Origin of the sequence: Planomicrobium sp. MB-3u-38, assembly GCF_002836425.1 — a bacterium.
GTDB lineage: Bacteria > Bacillota > Bacilli > Bacillales_A > Planococcaceae > Planococcus > Planococcus okeanokoites.
Genome location: NZ_PJBO01000060.1, coordinates 66,988 through 81,411, shown reverse-complemented (window position 1 = coordinate 81,411; position 14,424 = coordinate 66,988). Strand labels below are relative to the sequence as shown.

Below are 14,424 nucleotides of genomic sequence, written 5' to 3'. Positions count from 1 at the left end.
CTAAGGGATGTAAATCATCTTGCCTGTCAGCTCCGCTACTTCTTGACGGAACAGTTCTTCGTTGCTGTTGGAGTCTGATAAGTGAAGCAGCCAAATCTCCTGAAGCTTTGAAAGATCATTCGCTTTCAGAAATTCTTTCATGTTTTCTAAGGAGAAATGCGACTGCATCAGCCGGTTTCTTAGAATCTTTGGCGTACGCCCAGATTCAATATTTTCATCAAGTATCTTTTGAGAGTAGTTGCATTCCACCATCAAATGCGTAAGGCCGTTGAATTTGTACTTGATGTAATAGGTATCTGTAGCAAACAGCAATTTATCGCCTGCCGTATTTGCCAATAAGAAGCCAAACGGCTCTGAAACGTCATGCTGCACGTCAAACGGCAAGATCGTCCATGTCCCTATCTGAAACTGTTTCTTGTTTTCTATCGCTTTCAGACGATGATGTTCGATGCCTAAAGCCTGTTTTGTACCTGGTGAAAGGTAGCAGTCGATGCCGCCTTTCAAAACCTCGGATAAACCACCACAGTGATCTTTATGCTCATGTGTAATTAAGCAGCCTTTAATGCCTCGGGTCTGGAAATTAAGCTTTCTTTGAATGTCTTTAAATCTGATTCCTGCCTCCAGAAGAAGAGGAGTATGCCCATCCGTAATGTGGTAGCAATTCCCCTTCGATCCAGTAGCAAATGTTGTAATTTCAATCATTAGAAGCCAGGTCCTTCCGACTCACCTTCTGATGTGGGTTGTTCTTGTGGTTGAGAGGCGGACTCTTCAGAATCAAATTCAATATCAACTATCGGCTGCTGATTCTTCTCAGGTTTTATATCCAGTGTTTCTTTGTTTGCATTTTGCTTAATTTCATACTCGGGATTCAGTTCTTTCCGTTCATTGTCGTACTCATTTTCAGTAGTTCGGTTAATTGCACCGATGAACAAATCACTGTCATCAGAAGTATTAATGAATGCTTTAGCAGCCCGATTGATAACGGTCCGTTTTGCCATTTCCTGCGGGTATTTGTTCTGAACGGTCGCCATACTTGATTGCGACCATGATGTCTGAATTTCAGCCATTGTCATAACCGTCAGGAATTGAACTCCATCCTCACGTTCGATGATGCAGTAAGCACCTTCGATGTCTTCTTTCTTGCCTGTAGCAGCTTTCCAGTCTACTTTGTGCGATTTGAATGCCAGTTGACCGCGCTCGTTATACTCTACTTCGAAGTCTTCACCTGTCCAGATGACGTTTGCCCAGATGTCTTTTACACCCTTCATGCGCTTGATGACCGCTTGAGTACCGTGATAAGAACGGATAAACTGCATCTTGTCTCCGTACACAATGAAGTAACCTTGATTTTTAGCGACGCTTAGTGCCTGGATAGCCATATCTTGCAATGAAAAAGCGACACTCTCTTTTGTTGCGCTGTCGATCAGAGCAGTTTTCTTCTTGAAATCAACCTCGGTTAATTTGAAGTAGGCCGCTTGAACCGCATTGACAATTGAATAGTTTTCCGGAATATTAATTTGGTTTCTTTCAACCATGTTTTGTACCCTTTCAGCTACTTTCGTCACCATTGCATTTTGCTTATTTGATTCAACGGGCAGGTTTTCTGGGTTTTGCTGTGCTTGATTCGTCACTTAAATTGCCTCCTCTAATTCAATATTTTCAACTCGTAATTTCTTGTCCGGCTCAGAAACGACCAGGCTGATCAGTTGGGCTTCGGTATCGATCAACTTAGTAACGGCTTCGGCATTATCTACAAAGATTGGCGCTTTAATTCCATGGAATTCCGATAGTGTATTAATGATGTCCAGTCCGACATTGATGCGAGCTGCATTGTTAAGGCCGGAACTGTAAGGAACTCCCTCATACACGGTTTCACAGACTTCCTGCAGACCGCCGTTGATTTGTTCTTCAAATAGTTTGAAGCGTGCGAATTTGAATTTGGCATTGATTTTTTCTTCCATAATCCGTACTTTCGCTCGAATGAATTCATCTGTCAGGAAGAGGTGATGCTCCAGTTTTTCAAATTCAGCTGCTAGCTGTTCTTCCTGGTCTTTAAGTTCCTGCATACGCTCTTTTAAGTTATTTACATTGGCGTATCGAGCAATTTCAGCATTTAATTCCGCGCGTTCAGCTTTCTTCTCGGTAATTTCATCACCAATGTCTCCAGCAGCATCCTCAGCTCGATCTTTTAACTCTGCTATACCGTCAAGTAAGTGTTCACGTGTTTCATTCAATTCTTGGTAGCGTTGGTTTTCTGAGGCATCCTGAACCTTGCTTTCTACTGTAGTAAGTTCTTCTGTGAGTTTTGCAATAGCTTTTTCTTTAGCAGCAATAGGTTCGCTTAAATCATCGATTTCTTTTTGCAGTCGAGCCACTTCATCTTCATATTTTTTCTTTTCTGCGGCGCCGCGTTTTCCATCTTCCTGAATATTTCCTAAATCTGTTGATTTACGGGCATTGAACTGAGCCAATGCCTTATCCTTGGCGGATTGCACTTTTTCTTCCGGTAGTTCCTGTCCGCATGTTGGACATTCGCACTCAACTTCATGAGTGAATTCTTCTTTACTCCGCTCTTGCCACCGATTCCGCAATTCACTTAAAGATTTTTCTACACGTTGAATCTGTTCTTGGTTAAACTGCTGTTGGCTTTCAGCTGAACGTTTACGTGATTGGAATGTCTGAAGATTCGACTGTTCTTCTTGAAGCTTGGCCCGCAAGCGGTACACTTCATCCTTTGAACCGCTTTCCAGTTCGCGTTTCAGGTTATGGATCTCCATTTCAACTTTCTGCAGTTCACCTTGCTTAGTTAGTACTGCATTGCCGGTCTTAATGGCGCTAACCTGCCCCTGCAGCTCCTCGATTTCATCGTCTAGCTGTAGAACTTGCTTACGCAGTTCCGGAACATTTCCATCCCCTTCAGGAATAGATTTTTCAATTTCGTTAATCCGGATTGGAATACGGTCCAACTCGTCATTGATTGCCTTTCTGCGGGCATTGACTGTCTTCCTGAAATCTTCCATGGACTTGCCTTTCAGGATCAGTTCCAAGCCTTTCAGCTCGTTGTTAGATTTAAATATTTCAGTATTAGAGACTTCACCGCTGATGCTGAGGAGTATCTTTCTCCGATCCTGCCATTTCACTTGCTCATTAAAATAAGATGGTGAAGTAAGCAATTTGAAGATTTCTTCTTCAACGATGGTTTCAATTCGCTTGTTGAATTCGCCTTTCTTCAATGGCGTACCGTCTAAGAAGTAATTTGTTTCGTGACCTGTAAATTCTGACGCGCTGGATCCACGTTTTTGTGTCCACTTTTCTCGATATACTTTGCGAAGAGTGAGTGATTCGTTATCCACAGTTAATCCACACTCGACTTCGTGATCGATCATATGTTTTTCCTTGCCGTTTTCTAAGGTCTTGATGCCAAAATCCTTCTTGTTCTGACTATCCTTGTCGAACAGCAGCCATGTAAAAGCCGAGAACAGCGTGGTCTTTCCAGTGGCGTTATCACCGAAAACTTTCAAGTCTTCACCATTGGCCTTTAAAGTAAATTCCTTAACACCCATGAAATTTCGTAAAGTCAGCCATTCTAATTTAATTTCTTTCATCGTGCTCGCCTCTTTCCTACAGGAGTTTTAAATGCTTTATCAACAGACCATCCGTATTGGTCTAAACGCGCTCGTAAAGTTGTGTAATTTATATCCAGAGAATCGCTCCACTCTTTCAGAGTCATCTTCTTACCCGAAAACTCAATAACTCGATTATCCGATTTGTTCAGGTTTTGAATAGCGACCGGAACCCACTGGCAATTGCCGGGCTCATAATTTCCGTCACCGTTTTTACGATCCAGCGTGTGCGTGTCTTGATAGCCGTTTTCAACTGCCCACCTATGGAAGTTGATATAAACTCTCCAATCTTCACAGACCGTGATACCGCGGCCGCCATATCGATTGTATTTTGTAGCTTTAGGATTAAAGCATCGTTGCTTCATGTTCCGCCAGATTGAATAAAGTCTTGGTGTCCGTCCCTTTCCGTTCGAAGAGAAAGAGTGTACCGTGTTGGCTTTCAGTAAAGCGGCTTTCTGGATACAACCACAGCTTTGCGTGCTACCTCTTTTTAAGCTCGAGGCGATTACGGTTGTTTCATTTCCGCAGTCGCATTCACAAAGCCACTGTTGTCGATATTGATTATCGCGACCGGTCATCCGTATGCATGTTAGTTTGCCAAATCTCTTGCCGACCAGTTCATCAGATACTTTCATGACTGTTCCTCCCGAGATATGCTATAATCAGCATATAAATTCTTTACACGTCACTCCACGCCACATGGGGACGGTGAGCCGGTTGCTTCTGCAGCCGGCTTATTCTATTGCCCTGCAAAATTCAACTTGAGCTACTTCAATCAGATAATCTTCAACGTTATCTTCTAACACCACTCGGCCAGCTCCGTCCTGAAACCATTTATCTCCTGTGCGGATCTCTGAGCCAAAGTGATCTTCAATCGGATGATCAATTACAAGCTTTAAAAATCCATTTTCAACCGATTCTTGCGAAGCAATCTCTTTTTCCAGCCATTCTCTGTTAACTGGTGCGTCAGCATGCCAGCATGTGCGGCTAATCAGTTCGTCAACAATTCTTCTTGCTGAACGATCAGAGAGATTATTCATGCGGTTTTCTAATGCTTTGGCATCAATGTATTCCTGCATACTTTCAATATTTCTCATGACTCACACTCCTTTTCATTTATTTGATCATTCCAGATGACAAAGCTAACCTGCTTTGCATTTCATATTGGTTCGATTCAGCAAGTTGCCGCTTTCTTTTGGCTAAAAACAAATGAAACGCTTTTCTCATTCAGGTACACCTACTTTCACAATTTTATTGAGATGCCTTCCTGGTGAAACTTAACTTCATATCCGTGAAGCCTGAGAAGTGTGACGATAAAAATGGCTTCCCTGGTGGTACCAAGCTTTTCATTGACGATGAAGACCAATCTTGCTCCAGTGATCGCCGCTTCATGAATCATGCTGCGAATGCCATCCATCATGGCTGATTTGTCGAATTCGGCTAAGCTGAGAGCTGCTTGTCCTTGAGCTGTCATGTGTTCACTTCCATTCTTTAATGGTGTTCATAAGGTAATTCATGCATCGGAAACCCTCGTTTGATAAAGTCTTTAAACTTTTCAAACTTATCTAAGTAGCAAAGTTCTCCGTACATCAAATGCATATCTTCGCGAGTTAAGTCCATTTCGAAATACTGATTTACTCGTTTGAGTAGCATGTTAGCCTTTCTTTTCTCTAAGCCTTTTCCGATTGGTCTACATAGAGCAAAAACTACAAAAGTTTTTACATCATCCATATCTTTGCAAGTCTTGATAGATACATAAGTATTGGTCGGTTCATCAATAATCATTTCTTGATACCTGTTCAAATAATCAACTTGAAATTCTTGCATGAATTTAAATACTTCGCTGTAGTCCAGTTCCTCATTCATTTCTTCACCCTCTTTCCGATGGTTGAATCCCATCAATAAGACCAGGAACGAAAGGGGATGACACTCCTGGTCTTATTGACGAGAGCCAAAGCTCTCGATATAATTGAGGTAACATACTTAATTAATTCGGCGATTGATGTTGGACGCATCAATTGCTATTTTTTTGTTCATTTTTAAGGTTCTGGTCCATACCTCTACACATCAGGTAGATCAGGAAAGCAATAAAGACTAAGAAACAAACTGAAAAGTAAATGTGCATTGGCTCGTTCAATTCCATCATCATTGAACATATCCTTTCGCTTGAAGTTCTATATAATGTCTATTCCAAACTTCGTTGTAGCTGAGTCCAGCTTCTTCACATAAGACAGCGAGTGTGTGTTCAAGTGCAGTGATCGCTTCGGCAATGTGCTCGGCGAGCAATTCCACATTAGGGCGTTCCCACTCCGAAATATTCTGCAGCGGCTTGGCGAAACTAAATTCTTCAAGTGTGCCGAGAACTTCCTTGACCTCTTCAATCGTCTTTTCACGAATGGCTGACCGGTGTCCGTCAAAATTTGGACCGTTCAAGCGTATTGGGCCTGTTTTGGTATATTCGTTCCGGATGGCAATGGCGAACCAAGGATTTTGCGTTTTGGCCATCAAACTTTGTGATATATCAGCAGGTACTTTTACATGCCCTCGCTCATATTTGGATACTGATTCCCTCGATACATTTAACTCCATTGCCAATTGTTCTTGTGTCTGGCCGTTACGCATTTCCTTCATGCACTGTGTTAACGGTGACTTTTTCATATCTTCTCTTCCTTTCTGATTTTTAATTCACATTTCATATGCAAGTAGACTCTATGTAGACCGCCGTTTTTATACGGCGGATGTATAATTAACTTACAGAGCGAATACGAGTGGCTTTCGGTTGAATACCTTGCGTATTAGCTTCCACCCATTTCAGTAACTCCTCTGTGTAGATCTTCACTCCAAACTCTCTGCAAACTGGAAAATCCGGTCTGCCCATCAGCTCACTCATTTTTGTTTCATTGATCCGCAGAAGTTCCTTCGCTTCTTTACGGGTTAGAAAGTGCGGCAACTCTTCCCTCGGTTTTAAATGCTTTGTCGCTGCATCAACCTCCTCTCGGATGATGCTCCGTAAATCCTCAACGGACATAGTAATGAGAGTTGTTTGTTCCACGATTGTCATCCTCCACTCTGGGGCGTCCCTCACGCCTTTTTTTCTATTTATGTGCGAACTCCTATTTGTTCTTTTGATAGGCTATCCACGAATTTTTTACTATTACCGCAATCGTCACGCCCACCACCGTTATAAAAGGACGTAACCAAAATCCTAAAATAAAAAATATTAAATACTCCACGCTACCACTCCTTTTGGTTCAACCCTCAGATAGCTTTGCTCCCTGCCAGCAACTTGTTGATAAAGTAAAACTGCCCTTTGCCGGTCACTTTCGGCGTGTATTTCAAATACGTGCTGCCATCGCTCGATGTATGCAGACGGGTCGTAACCTCGAACAACTTCAGTTCCATTGCTTTTTGCGAAGGCTTATTCCAGTAAGCGTTGCTGCTAAGTAAGTAACCCTTTTCCCTCAAAATTTCAAATAAGCGATTCTGACCGATATCCAATCCTCTTTGACAAAGAATCGTTGCCAGGTCTTTGATCAGTACAGCGTTTTCGCTGACTTGAATAGCTTCTGCCAGGAAGACTTTCTTTTCATCAGCTTTGACTTTCGCTTCAAGCTGAACGATTTTCTGTTGCTGGAAGTCCATAGCTCGTTTGATGACCATTTCCGGGCTATTCCAAAGCTTTTCGATTTGAAGAAAATACTGACGTGCCTCTTTTCCTTTTTCAGAGCGTTGGATCATGGCAATTTCTTTGGCCATGTCGAGTTTGATTTGGTGGTCCATAATCTCGTGTTCACGGCCATGTGATGTTGTTCTTTTTTGAACGACTTCAACAAAATCGACTTCTTTTTCGAAACCATATTCCGTCATGCGGTTAAACCAAATATCGTATCGAGTACCTACCTCTAAGAATTCATGTAGATCACGACCGCTTAATGTAATTTCTCCCGTGGTATCTTGCGAAGTTCGAATTAATTCATTCATTTAACCCTCTCCCTTCTTATACTGCTGAGCGCTTTTGTTTCGAATCGACGACTTCTTCTGTAAAAAAAATAGTCCAGTGAAAACCAAATGCATCAGCTATTCTTTTCGCAACTTTAACTGATGGATTCCTATTGCCAACCTCGATATTAGCGTAGGCGCCTCTCGAAATACCGATAAGATCTGCAGCTTCTTGTTGTGTTAAGTGACCTCGCTTTTCGATAAGCCATTCTCTTTCCAATTCTTTCACCTCTTTTGTTTCGTTTTGTATTCATATTCCAATAATATATTCGAAATGAAACAATGTCAACAAAAATATCGTCTTTTCGAAACATTTCTTTTTTGTTTCTTATTGAAACGTTATAATTGAAATATTAGGAGGTGCCGAAAGTGTTTAACAAAAGACTTCAGCAACTTAGAAAGTCGATTAATCTTACTCAAAATGAATTAGCAAATAGGCTGAGTATTAATAGAGGCACTTATGCCAATTACGAACGTGGGCACCGTCAGCCTGATTATGATACCTTGCAACGAATAGCCGATTATTTTGATGTTTCAACTGACTATCTTCTCGGTCGTACTGATAACCCGAAGTTTATAGATTATAATAATATAGACGGAGAATACAAAATTAGGTTAAACAATGGTGAGGAAATTAACGTGAGCCATTTAAATAATTATCAACAAGCCATACTCCAATATGCTCTTTCGCAACATGAAGTGTCTTTTGAAAGTAAACCGGCTGATATTGTAGAATTACTTGAAAGCTTTGAGGCTTTTTATTTACGAGATTTAGCTCTAAAAAACAATAATAAGGAATAATTAACTATACTGTTATCTATGCCCCTGCTTTGATTGCAGGGTTTTCTTTTTAGCAACATAGAAATATTTAGCATATATGGTTATCAATGAATAATTTTTAAGGGGGTTATTAAATGGAGAAAAGAAAAGATCTATCTCAAAAGATTCTAAAGTCGAAGTGGACATGGTTAGTTGCGGGACTATTGTTTGTCCTAGGGATTGGCTACGGCATGGGTAATACGAATGCAGCTGTACCGCTCGGTGATAAGAAAGTTACTTACGAAGAAATGGAAAAGGAGATTGCAGCTAAAGAATCTGAACTAGCAGCTGTCATCACTGAAATTGAAGCTAAAGAAGATGAGCTTGAGGCTACTAACAGCAAAAATGATGATGTGCTTGATGAGATAAAAGAGAATCAAGCGAAATTCGATGAAGCTATGGATATCTCTAAAAAGAAAAAAGATTTACTAGCAGAAATCAAGAAAGCTGAAGGTCAACTGAGCTCGAAGAAGGAAGAATTAAGTTCCCTGGATTCACAAATAGCGAGTAAGAACGATGAGTTAGCTACAGTTGATCAGTTGATTAAAGAAAAAGATGAAGAGCCGATTCAATTGAGTGCCGGAACTTTCATTGTGGGGCAAGATGTACCGCCTGGCAGGTATAAAGCTGAACCTGTTGGACGCGGAAGTAACTTCCAGACTTACGACGATAGTGGGAGCATAGACGTGAATACTATTCTGGGTGGCACTTACGGAGAAGCTGAATATATATTTTATGTATTCGACGGATATATCATTGAAAACCATTCAACTGCTACTCTAACACCAGTCGAATAATTCCCATTTTTAGATTTATTTGCCCTTTTAGGGCTTTTCTTTTACACTTAATAAGAACATACGTTCTGAAAGGGGCGCTTTGATGAATTATACATATAACATTTTAGAGGATTACGTTAAAAATTTATTGCATCGTATTGATGTATATCACCCGCACCAAATGGAAATAGAAACGATTGCAAATCGCCTGGGTCTTGTCGTTATTTATACTCCCTTCAGCTCGATGAGAGTTGGCAAAACAATTTCACTGGATAGTAGAGCTGAAAACAAAAAACAATGGCAGAGTTTCGCTCACGAACTGTGTCATGTCCTCTGGCATTACGGAAATCAAATCACCATGCCGATGACTTGGGAGGTATACCAGGAAGCTAAAGCTCGAAATTTCGCGCTAAACTTCTGTGTTCCCTCTTTTATGCTGGATGAAATTAAGTTGCCCATTTACCACCGGGAAGCTGTTTGGATGATCATGGAGACGTTTCAAGTAGATAAGGACTTTGCAGAGCAACGACTGGAACAATATTTAAGAAACTTGAAAGCAGCCAACTATTGAAATGAGGGATAGATATGAAAAAAGAATTCTATATTCCATTCAAAGACCTCGGTAAACATCAGGAATTATACCCGCGTGCTATTCCACTAATTGGACGCATCTTCGAAATGGATGGCGAATTTTTCGGAGAAATTAAAGGTTATTGTGATGAATTTGGCAATCCCACAGAAGGACCACCAATTGAAGCTGAAATTTACCATTAGTGAGGTTTGGCAAGAAAAAAATTCACATTTCCAACACTAGCTACCCCCAAAATTACCGGTAGCCTTTATTATTCAATGATATGGTGAACCGGAGGAGTGTATGCCATGAAATGTAGAAAATTAGAGAATGGCAAATGGGAATGTTATGCCGAAGGGCCGCGTGATCCGATCACTAATAAACGAAACCCTATACGTCGCCAGTCGGTCAAAAAAAGTACAGCTCAGCGGAAGGTAAAGGAAACACTGGAAGCGTTGCAGTCAGGGATTGATGGACAAACAGCTAATCATCTCCCCTTCCGCGAAGTCGCTGTTGAATGGATGGACGTTTACGAGCAATCAGGCGTGAAGAAAAGCACTGTACGTAGCCGGCAGTCAACGGTTAATCTGTTGAATACTTACCTGGGCGACCTTGCTATTGGTCGGATCACGCACAAGGTCATTCAGGACATGATTATGGACCTTCATCGAAAAGACTTCTCCAAGTCCTTGCTTACGCATGTAAAAGTCACGGCCAATTTCATCTTTCGTCATGCCCAGAAGCAACGGCTGCGCATGGATAACCCGGTGGACCACATTGTTATTCCGAGACGCCGCCAAACTGTAGAAGAAATAGAGAGTGAGGAAATCAAAGAAAAGTACTTTGAACGTGACGAATTGGAACGCTTCTTAGCTGCTACACGAACTGACGGACTCATCTTCGATGAAGAATGGTTCTTCTTAATTGCCTTTACCGGATTGCGAGCTGGCGAGCTGTGCTCCCTTCGCTGGTCAGATATCGATTTTGAAGAAAGTCAGATCCGAATCACCAAGACAATGGATAGTCCAGGTGCCATAAAGGACTACGAGCTAACTCCGCCAAAGTCTGTGCAATCGATCCGTATCGTGGATATAGATGATAACGTGATCAACATGCTCAAACGACTAAAGCTGAACCAGTTGGAAAGTCGGATGAAGTTCCGGAAAGATGCTGAAAACTACCACGACAAGAACTTTGTGTTTTGCCGGCAGAAGACCGGTTATCCGTTTTCGACCAAGTTTCTATATCGCCGCTATTTACGCTTGTGCGAGAAAGCTGGCATCACTAAACTAGACGGGCCGCATATTCTCCGCCATACCCATGTGACGATGCTGACAGAAGCTGAAGTGGATCTAGACACGATAATGAACCGGGTCGGTCATGCGGATGCCAAGACCACTAAAAATATCTATACGCATATCACGAAGAAGATGAAAAAGAATGCATCGAAAAAAGTGGAGATTCATTATGGAGAGATTTTTTCTGCGTATTTTGAAGCCTAGTGTGCGAGTTTTGTGCGAGTAGTGGAATTTCGGAGAAAAAGAAAAGCCAGAAACGCTGTATTATCAACGTTTCTGGCTTATTTTATTGATTAATGTGTTTTACAAGCGTCGTAAAGACCTTTTTCTTTGATCACTTTGATCAAAGTTTCACCGATAACTGATGGAGTGTCTGCAACTTCGATTCCAGCAGCGTTCATTGCTTTGATCTTATCTGCAGCAGTTCCTTTACCTCCGGAAATGATCGCACCAGCGTGGCCCATGCGTTTTCCTTCTGGAGCAGTCTGTCCGCCGATAAAGCCGACAACAGGTTTAGTCATGTTAGCTTTAACCCATTCTGCAGCTTCTTCTTCAGCAGTACCACCGATTTCACCGATCATGACAACAGCATAAGTGTCTTCGTCTTCATTGAATTCCTTCAATACATCGATAAAGTTTGTGCCGTTTACAGGGTCTCCGCCGATGCCGACAGCAGTCGATTGGCCGATTCCTTCTTCAGACAATTGGTGAGTCGCTTCGTACGTCAACGTACCAGAGCGTGATACAACACCGACATGTCCTTTTTTGTGAATGTAGCCAGGCATGATGCCGATCTTACATTCGTCCGGAGTGATGACACCCGGGCAGTTAGGTCCGACAAGACGTGTTTTCTTGCCTTCCATATAACGCTTCACTTTTACCATGTCCAATACAGGAATGTGTTCAGTGATGCAGATAGCCATGTCCAGATCAGCTTCCACTGCTTCAAGAATTGCGTCAGCAGCAAAAGGAGCCGGTACATAAATTACAGATACATTAGCACCTGTAGCTTTTACGGCATCTTCAACTGTGTTGAAAACAGGTACGCCTTCAACTTCAGTACCGCCTTTGCCTGGTGTTACACCCGCAACGATTTTCGTTCCGTATTCAAGCATTTGCTTTGTATGGAAAAGGGCAGTTGACCCTGTAATTCCCTGTACAAGCACTTTTGTGTCTTTATTAATGTATACACTCATTTTTGTCCCTGCCCTTCTTTAGCCTACAAGTTCTACGATCTGTTTCGCGCCATCCGCCATAGTGCCGGCAGCTACGATGTTCAGACCTGATTCGTTCAGCAGTTTTTTACCAAGTTCTACGTTCGTTCCTTCAAGACGGACAACTAATGGCACTTCAAGGCTGACTTCTTTAGCAGCTTGAATAACACCTTCCGCAATGATGTCACACTTCATGATACCGCCGAAAATGTTAACGAAGATCCCTTTTACATTCTTGTCAGAAAGAATGATCTTGAAAGCTTCCGTTACTTTCTCAGCAGTGGCACCGCCCCCAACGTCAAGGAAGTTAGCGGGTGAGCCGCCGTAATAGTTGATCGTATCCATTGTTGCCATAGCAAGGCCGGCACCGTTAACCATACAGCCGATGTTTCCATCCAATGAAATGTAGCTCAAGTCATACTTGGAAGCTTCGATTTCTTTGGCATCTTCTTCATCGTAATCGCGCATTTCCATGATGTCCTGATGACGGTATAGCGCGTTTGCATCGAAGTTGAACTTCGCATCCAAAGCCACTACCTGTCCGTCGCCAGTTACAACCAATGGGTTGATCTCAACGATTGCAGCATCTTTTTCCACATAAGCCTGGTAAAGGCCCAGCATCAATTTGGCTGCTTTGTTTACAAGCTTTGCCGGGATGTTCATGTTGAATGCCATACGGCGAGCCTGGAAACCAGTCAAACCGACAACAGGATCGATTTCTTCATAGAAGATTCGCTCCGGTGTGTTTGCTGCTACTTCCTCGATGTCCATTCCGCCTTCTTCTGATCCCATCAAGTTGACTAGGGAAGTTTCACGGTCAAGAACCAATCCAAGATAGTATTCTTTTTCGATGTTGCTGCCCGCTTCGATGTAAAGACGCTTAACTTCTTTACCTTCGGGACCTGTTTGGTGAGTCACAAGCGTTTTGCCAAGAAGTTCCTTAGCGTACTCGCGCACTTCATCCAAGTTTTTAGCCAGCTTGACGCCGCCTGCTTTGCCTCGTCCACCTGCGTGGATTTGAGCTTTTACAACGACAACATCCGAACCAAGTTCTTTCGCTGCTTTGACTGCTTCTTCAGGTGAAAAAGCAACATGGCCTTCTGGAACTGATACGCCATATTGTTTCAGGACCTGTTTTCCCTGATATTCATGGATATTCATCTGTCATCCTCCAATCAAACATCTGTCTCTTAATTTTATTGCCTTTACCATTGTATTAAAGTTGCCACAAAATGTCCACAGTAGACAGCCAAGCTAATGAATACTTGAAATATTCAATCACTTCATTCATTCATTTTCATTGCACCCGCCTGCTCCACAATCCCTTTTACAGGTTCGAAAGTGCGCCTGTGAATCGGAGTTATACCGAGCTCATTAATTGCCTGCACATGTGATTTTGTTCCATATCCGGCGTGCTGTTCGAAACCATATCCAGGATATTCAGCCGCATACGCTTCCATTATGGCGTCCCTTCCTGTTTTGGCCAAAATGGAGGCAGCTGCAATCGACAGACTTTTGGCGTCCCCTTTGATAATCGATGCACAAGGAATTCCGACATCGAGCTGCATGGCATCGGCGAGAATGATCGACGGCGCAGGTTCAAGTAATATCGCGGCTTCAGCCATTGACTGCTTTGTTGCCTGATAGATATTCAATCGGTCAATTTCTTCAGGAGGCTGTATATGTACAGCATAGCTTACAGCCACTTTTTTTATTTCCTCGGCAAAAAATTCCCTTTTCGCTTTCGGGATTTTTTTTGAATCATCAAGCCCGAGAAGTGTCGGGCAATGGTCAGGAAGTATGACGGCTGCCGTCACAACCGGTCCAGCTAGCGGACCTCTCCCTGCTTCATCGATCCCCGCCACGGTCCAATCAGGACTTTCTTTGAATGAATGGTCGAATTGCTGTTTGAGTTCAAGGTTCTCGAATAACTTTTCCTGAAGTGACTGTTTGCGTTTCCAGGAAGCCAATAATTTTTGGACAGCCTTTCGTTCATCCGTTTCCAATTCATCGATCCAAGGCTCCCACTTTTTTGTCTCGCCCAGTTTCTCGCGTATGATTTTAATCGTTTGCATCCCGCTGCTCCTCCCGTATCGCCAACTGCCGACTTTGTTAAAAATAAAA

19 protein-coding genes are annotated in these 14,424 nt (G+C 42.4%); 5 read left to right on the top strand and 14 right to left on the bottom strand.

Annotated features, from left to right (window positions below; genetic code table 11):
* The 11 genes from CXF70_RS11480 to CXF70_RS11430 all read right to left on the bottom strand — a co-directional run bounded on the left by CXF70_RS11480 (position 1) and on the right by CXF70_RS11430 (position 7,842).
* Positions 1 to 702, bottom strand: coding sequence for an MBL fold metallo-hydrolase (locus CXF70_RS11480; protein ID WP_101802787.1), 702 nt, complete (start codon positions 700 to 702; stop codon positions 1 to 3).
* Positions 702 to 1,631, bottom strand: coding sequence for a RecT family recombinase (locus CXF70_RS11475; protein WP_101802786.1), 930 nt, complete (start codon positions 1,629 to 1,631; stop codon positions 702 to 704). Before CXF70_RS11475 ends, CXF70_RS11480 begins: the two co-directional genes overlap by 1 nt.
* Positions 1,632 to 3,605, bottom strand: a complete 1,974-nt coding sequence (locus CXF70_RS11470) for an AAA family ATPase (protein WP_101802785.1) — start codon at positions 3,603 to 3,605, stop codon at positions 1,632 to 1,634.
* Positions 3,602 to 4,258, bottom strand: a complete 657-nt coding sequence (locus tag CXF70_RS11465) for a MerR family transcriptional regulator (protein WP_101802784.1) — start codon at positions 4,256 to 4,258, stop codon at positions 3,602 to 3,604. The genes CXF70_RS11470 and CXF70_RS11465 overlap by 4 nt, the downstream gene beginning before the upstream one ends.
* Before the next feature lie 99 nt (positions 4,259 to 4,357).
* Positions 4,358 to 4,720: a YqaI family protein gene (locus tag CXF70_RS18070; RefSeq protein WP_233208621.1), complete on the bottom strand. Its 363-nt coding sequence runs from the start codon at positions 4,718 to 4,720 to the stop codon at positions 4,358 to 4,360.
* A 146-nt stretch (positions 4,721 to 4,866) separates the two neighbouring features.
* On the bottom strand, positions 4,867 to 5,097 hold the full coding sequence (locus CXF70_RS11455; RefSeq protein ID WP_101802783.1) for a hypothetical protein: 231 nt from the start codon (positions 5,095 to 5,097) through the stop codon (positions 4,867 to 4,869).
* A 17-nt stretch (positions 5,098 to 5,114) separates the two neighbouring features.
* Entirely contained in the window at positions 5,115 to 5,489 is a 375-nt protein-coding gene (locus CXF70_RS11450) for a hypothetical protein (RefSeq protein ID WP_101802782.1), read from the bottom strand.
* Between the two features lie 279 nt (positions 5,490 to 5,768).
* Complete coding sequence (locus CXF70_RS11445) at positions 5,769 to 6,281, bottom strand: helix-turn-helix domain-containing protein (RefSeq protein ID WP_101802781.1); 513 nt, start codon at positions 6,279 to 6,281, stop codon at positions 5,769 to 5,771.
* Positions 6,282 to 6,369: 88 nt separating this feature from the next.
* On the bottom strand, positions 6,370 to 6,675 hold the full coding sequence (locus CXF70_RS11440) for a DNA-binding protein (RefSeq protein WP_369916942.1): 306 nt from the start codon (positions 6,673 to 6,675) through the stop codon (positions 6,370 to 6,372).
* Positions 6,676 to 6,881: 206 nt separating this feature from the next.
* Positions 6,882 to 7,604, bottom strand: coding sequence for a phage antirepressor KilAC domain-containing protein (locus CXF70_RS11435; RefSeq protein ID WP_101802779.1), 723 nt, complete (start codon positions 7,602 to 7,604; stop codon positions 6,882 to 6,884).
* Positions 7,605 to 7,620: 16 nt separating this feature from the next.
* The gene (locus tag CXF70_RS11430; RefSeq protein WP_199172825.1) at positions 7,621 to 7,842 is read right to left on the bottom strand and encodes a helix-turn-helix transcriptional regulator; all 222 of its coding nucleotides are present in this window, start codon (positions 7,840 to 7,842) and stop codon (positions 7,621 to 7,623) included.
* Between the two features lie 149 nt (positions 7,843 to 7,991).
* Between CXF70_RS11430 and CXF70_RS11425 the strand changes: the two genes are divergently transcribed.
* The 5 genes from CXF70_RS11425 to CXF70_RS11405 all read left to right on the top strand — a co-directional run bounded on the left by CXF70_RS11425 (position 7,992) and on the right by CXF70_RS11405 (position 11,290).
* Positions 7,992 to 8,423 carry a helix-turn-helix domain-containing protein gene (locus tag CXF70_RS11425; RefSeq protein WP_101802777.1) on the top strand — a complete coding sequence of 144 codons (432 nt, stop codon included), beginning with the start codon at positions 7,992 to 7,994 and terminating at the stop codon, positions 8,421 to 8,423.
* 113 nt (positions 8,424 to 8,536) lie between these two features.
* Positions 8,537 to 9,238, top strand: coding sequence for a coiled-coil domain-containing protein (locus tag CXF70_RS18460; protein ID WP_233208620.1), 702 nt, complete (start codon positions 8,537 to 8,539; stop codon positions 9,236 to 9,238).
* A gap of 82 nt (positions 9,239 to 9,320) precedes the next feature.
* A complete protein-coding gene (locus tag CXF70_RS11415; protein WP_101802776.1) occupies positions 9,321 to 9,788 on the top strand; it encodes an ImmA/IrrE family metallo-endopeptidase in 468 nt (155 codons plus the stop codon).
* Between the two features lie 14 nt (positions 9,789 to 9,802).
* Complete coding sequence (locus tag CXF70_RS11410; protein ID WP_101802775.1) at positions 9,803 to 9,991, top strand: hypothetical protein; 189 nt, start codon at positions 9,803 to 9,805, stop codon at positions 9,989 to 9,991.
* A 105-nt stretch (positions 9,992 to 10,096) separates the two neighbouring features.
* Positions 10,097 to 11,290, top strand: coding sequence for a tyrosine-type recombinase/integrase (locus CXF70_RS11405; protein ID WP_101802774.1), 1,194 nt, complete (start codon positions 10,097 to 10,099; stop codon positions 11,288 to 11,290).
* An 89-nt stretch (positions 11,291 to 11,379) separates the two neighbouring features.
* On the opposite strand, the gene sucD is transcribed toward CXF70_RS11405, so the two are convergent.
* From sucD to CXF70_RS11390, 3 genes are all read right to left on the bottom strand, one after another.
* On the bottom strand, positions 11,380 to 12,282 hold the full coding sequence (sucD, locus tag CXF70_RS11400; protein ID WP_084245158.1) for a succinate--CoA ligase subunit alpha: 903 nt from the start codon (positions 12,280 to 12,282) through the stop codon (positions 11,380 to 11,382).
* Between the two features lie 18 nt (positions 12,283 to 12,300).
* The gene (gene sucC / locus CXF70_RS11395) at positions 12,301 to 13,461 is read right to left on the bottom strand and encodes an ADP-forming succinate--CoA ligase subunit beta (protein ID WP_084245156.1); all 1,161 of its coding nucleotides are present in this window, start codon (positions 13,459 to 13,461) and stop codon (positions 12,301 to 12,303) included.
* A 122-nt stretch (positions 13,462 to 13,583) separates the two neighbouring features.
* Positions 13,584 to 14,375, bottom strand: coding sequence for a ribonuclease HII (locus CXF70_RS11390; RefSeq protein ID WP_101802773.1), 792 nt, complete (start codon positions 14,373 to 14,375; stop codon positions 13,584 to 13,586).
* Between the last annotated feature and the right edge of the window lie 49 nt (positions 14,376 to 14,424).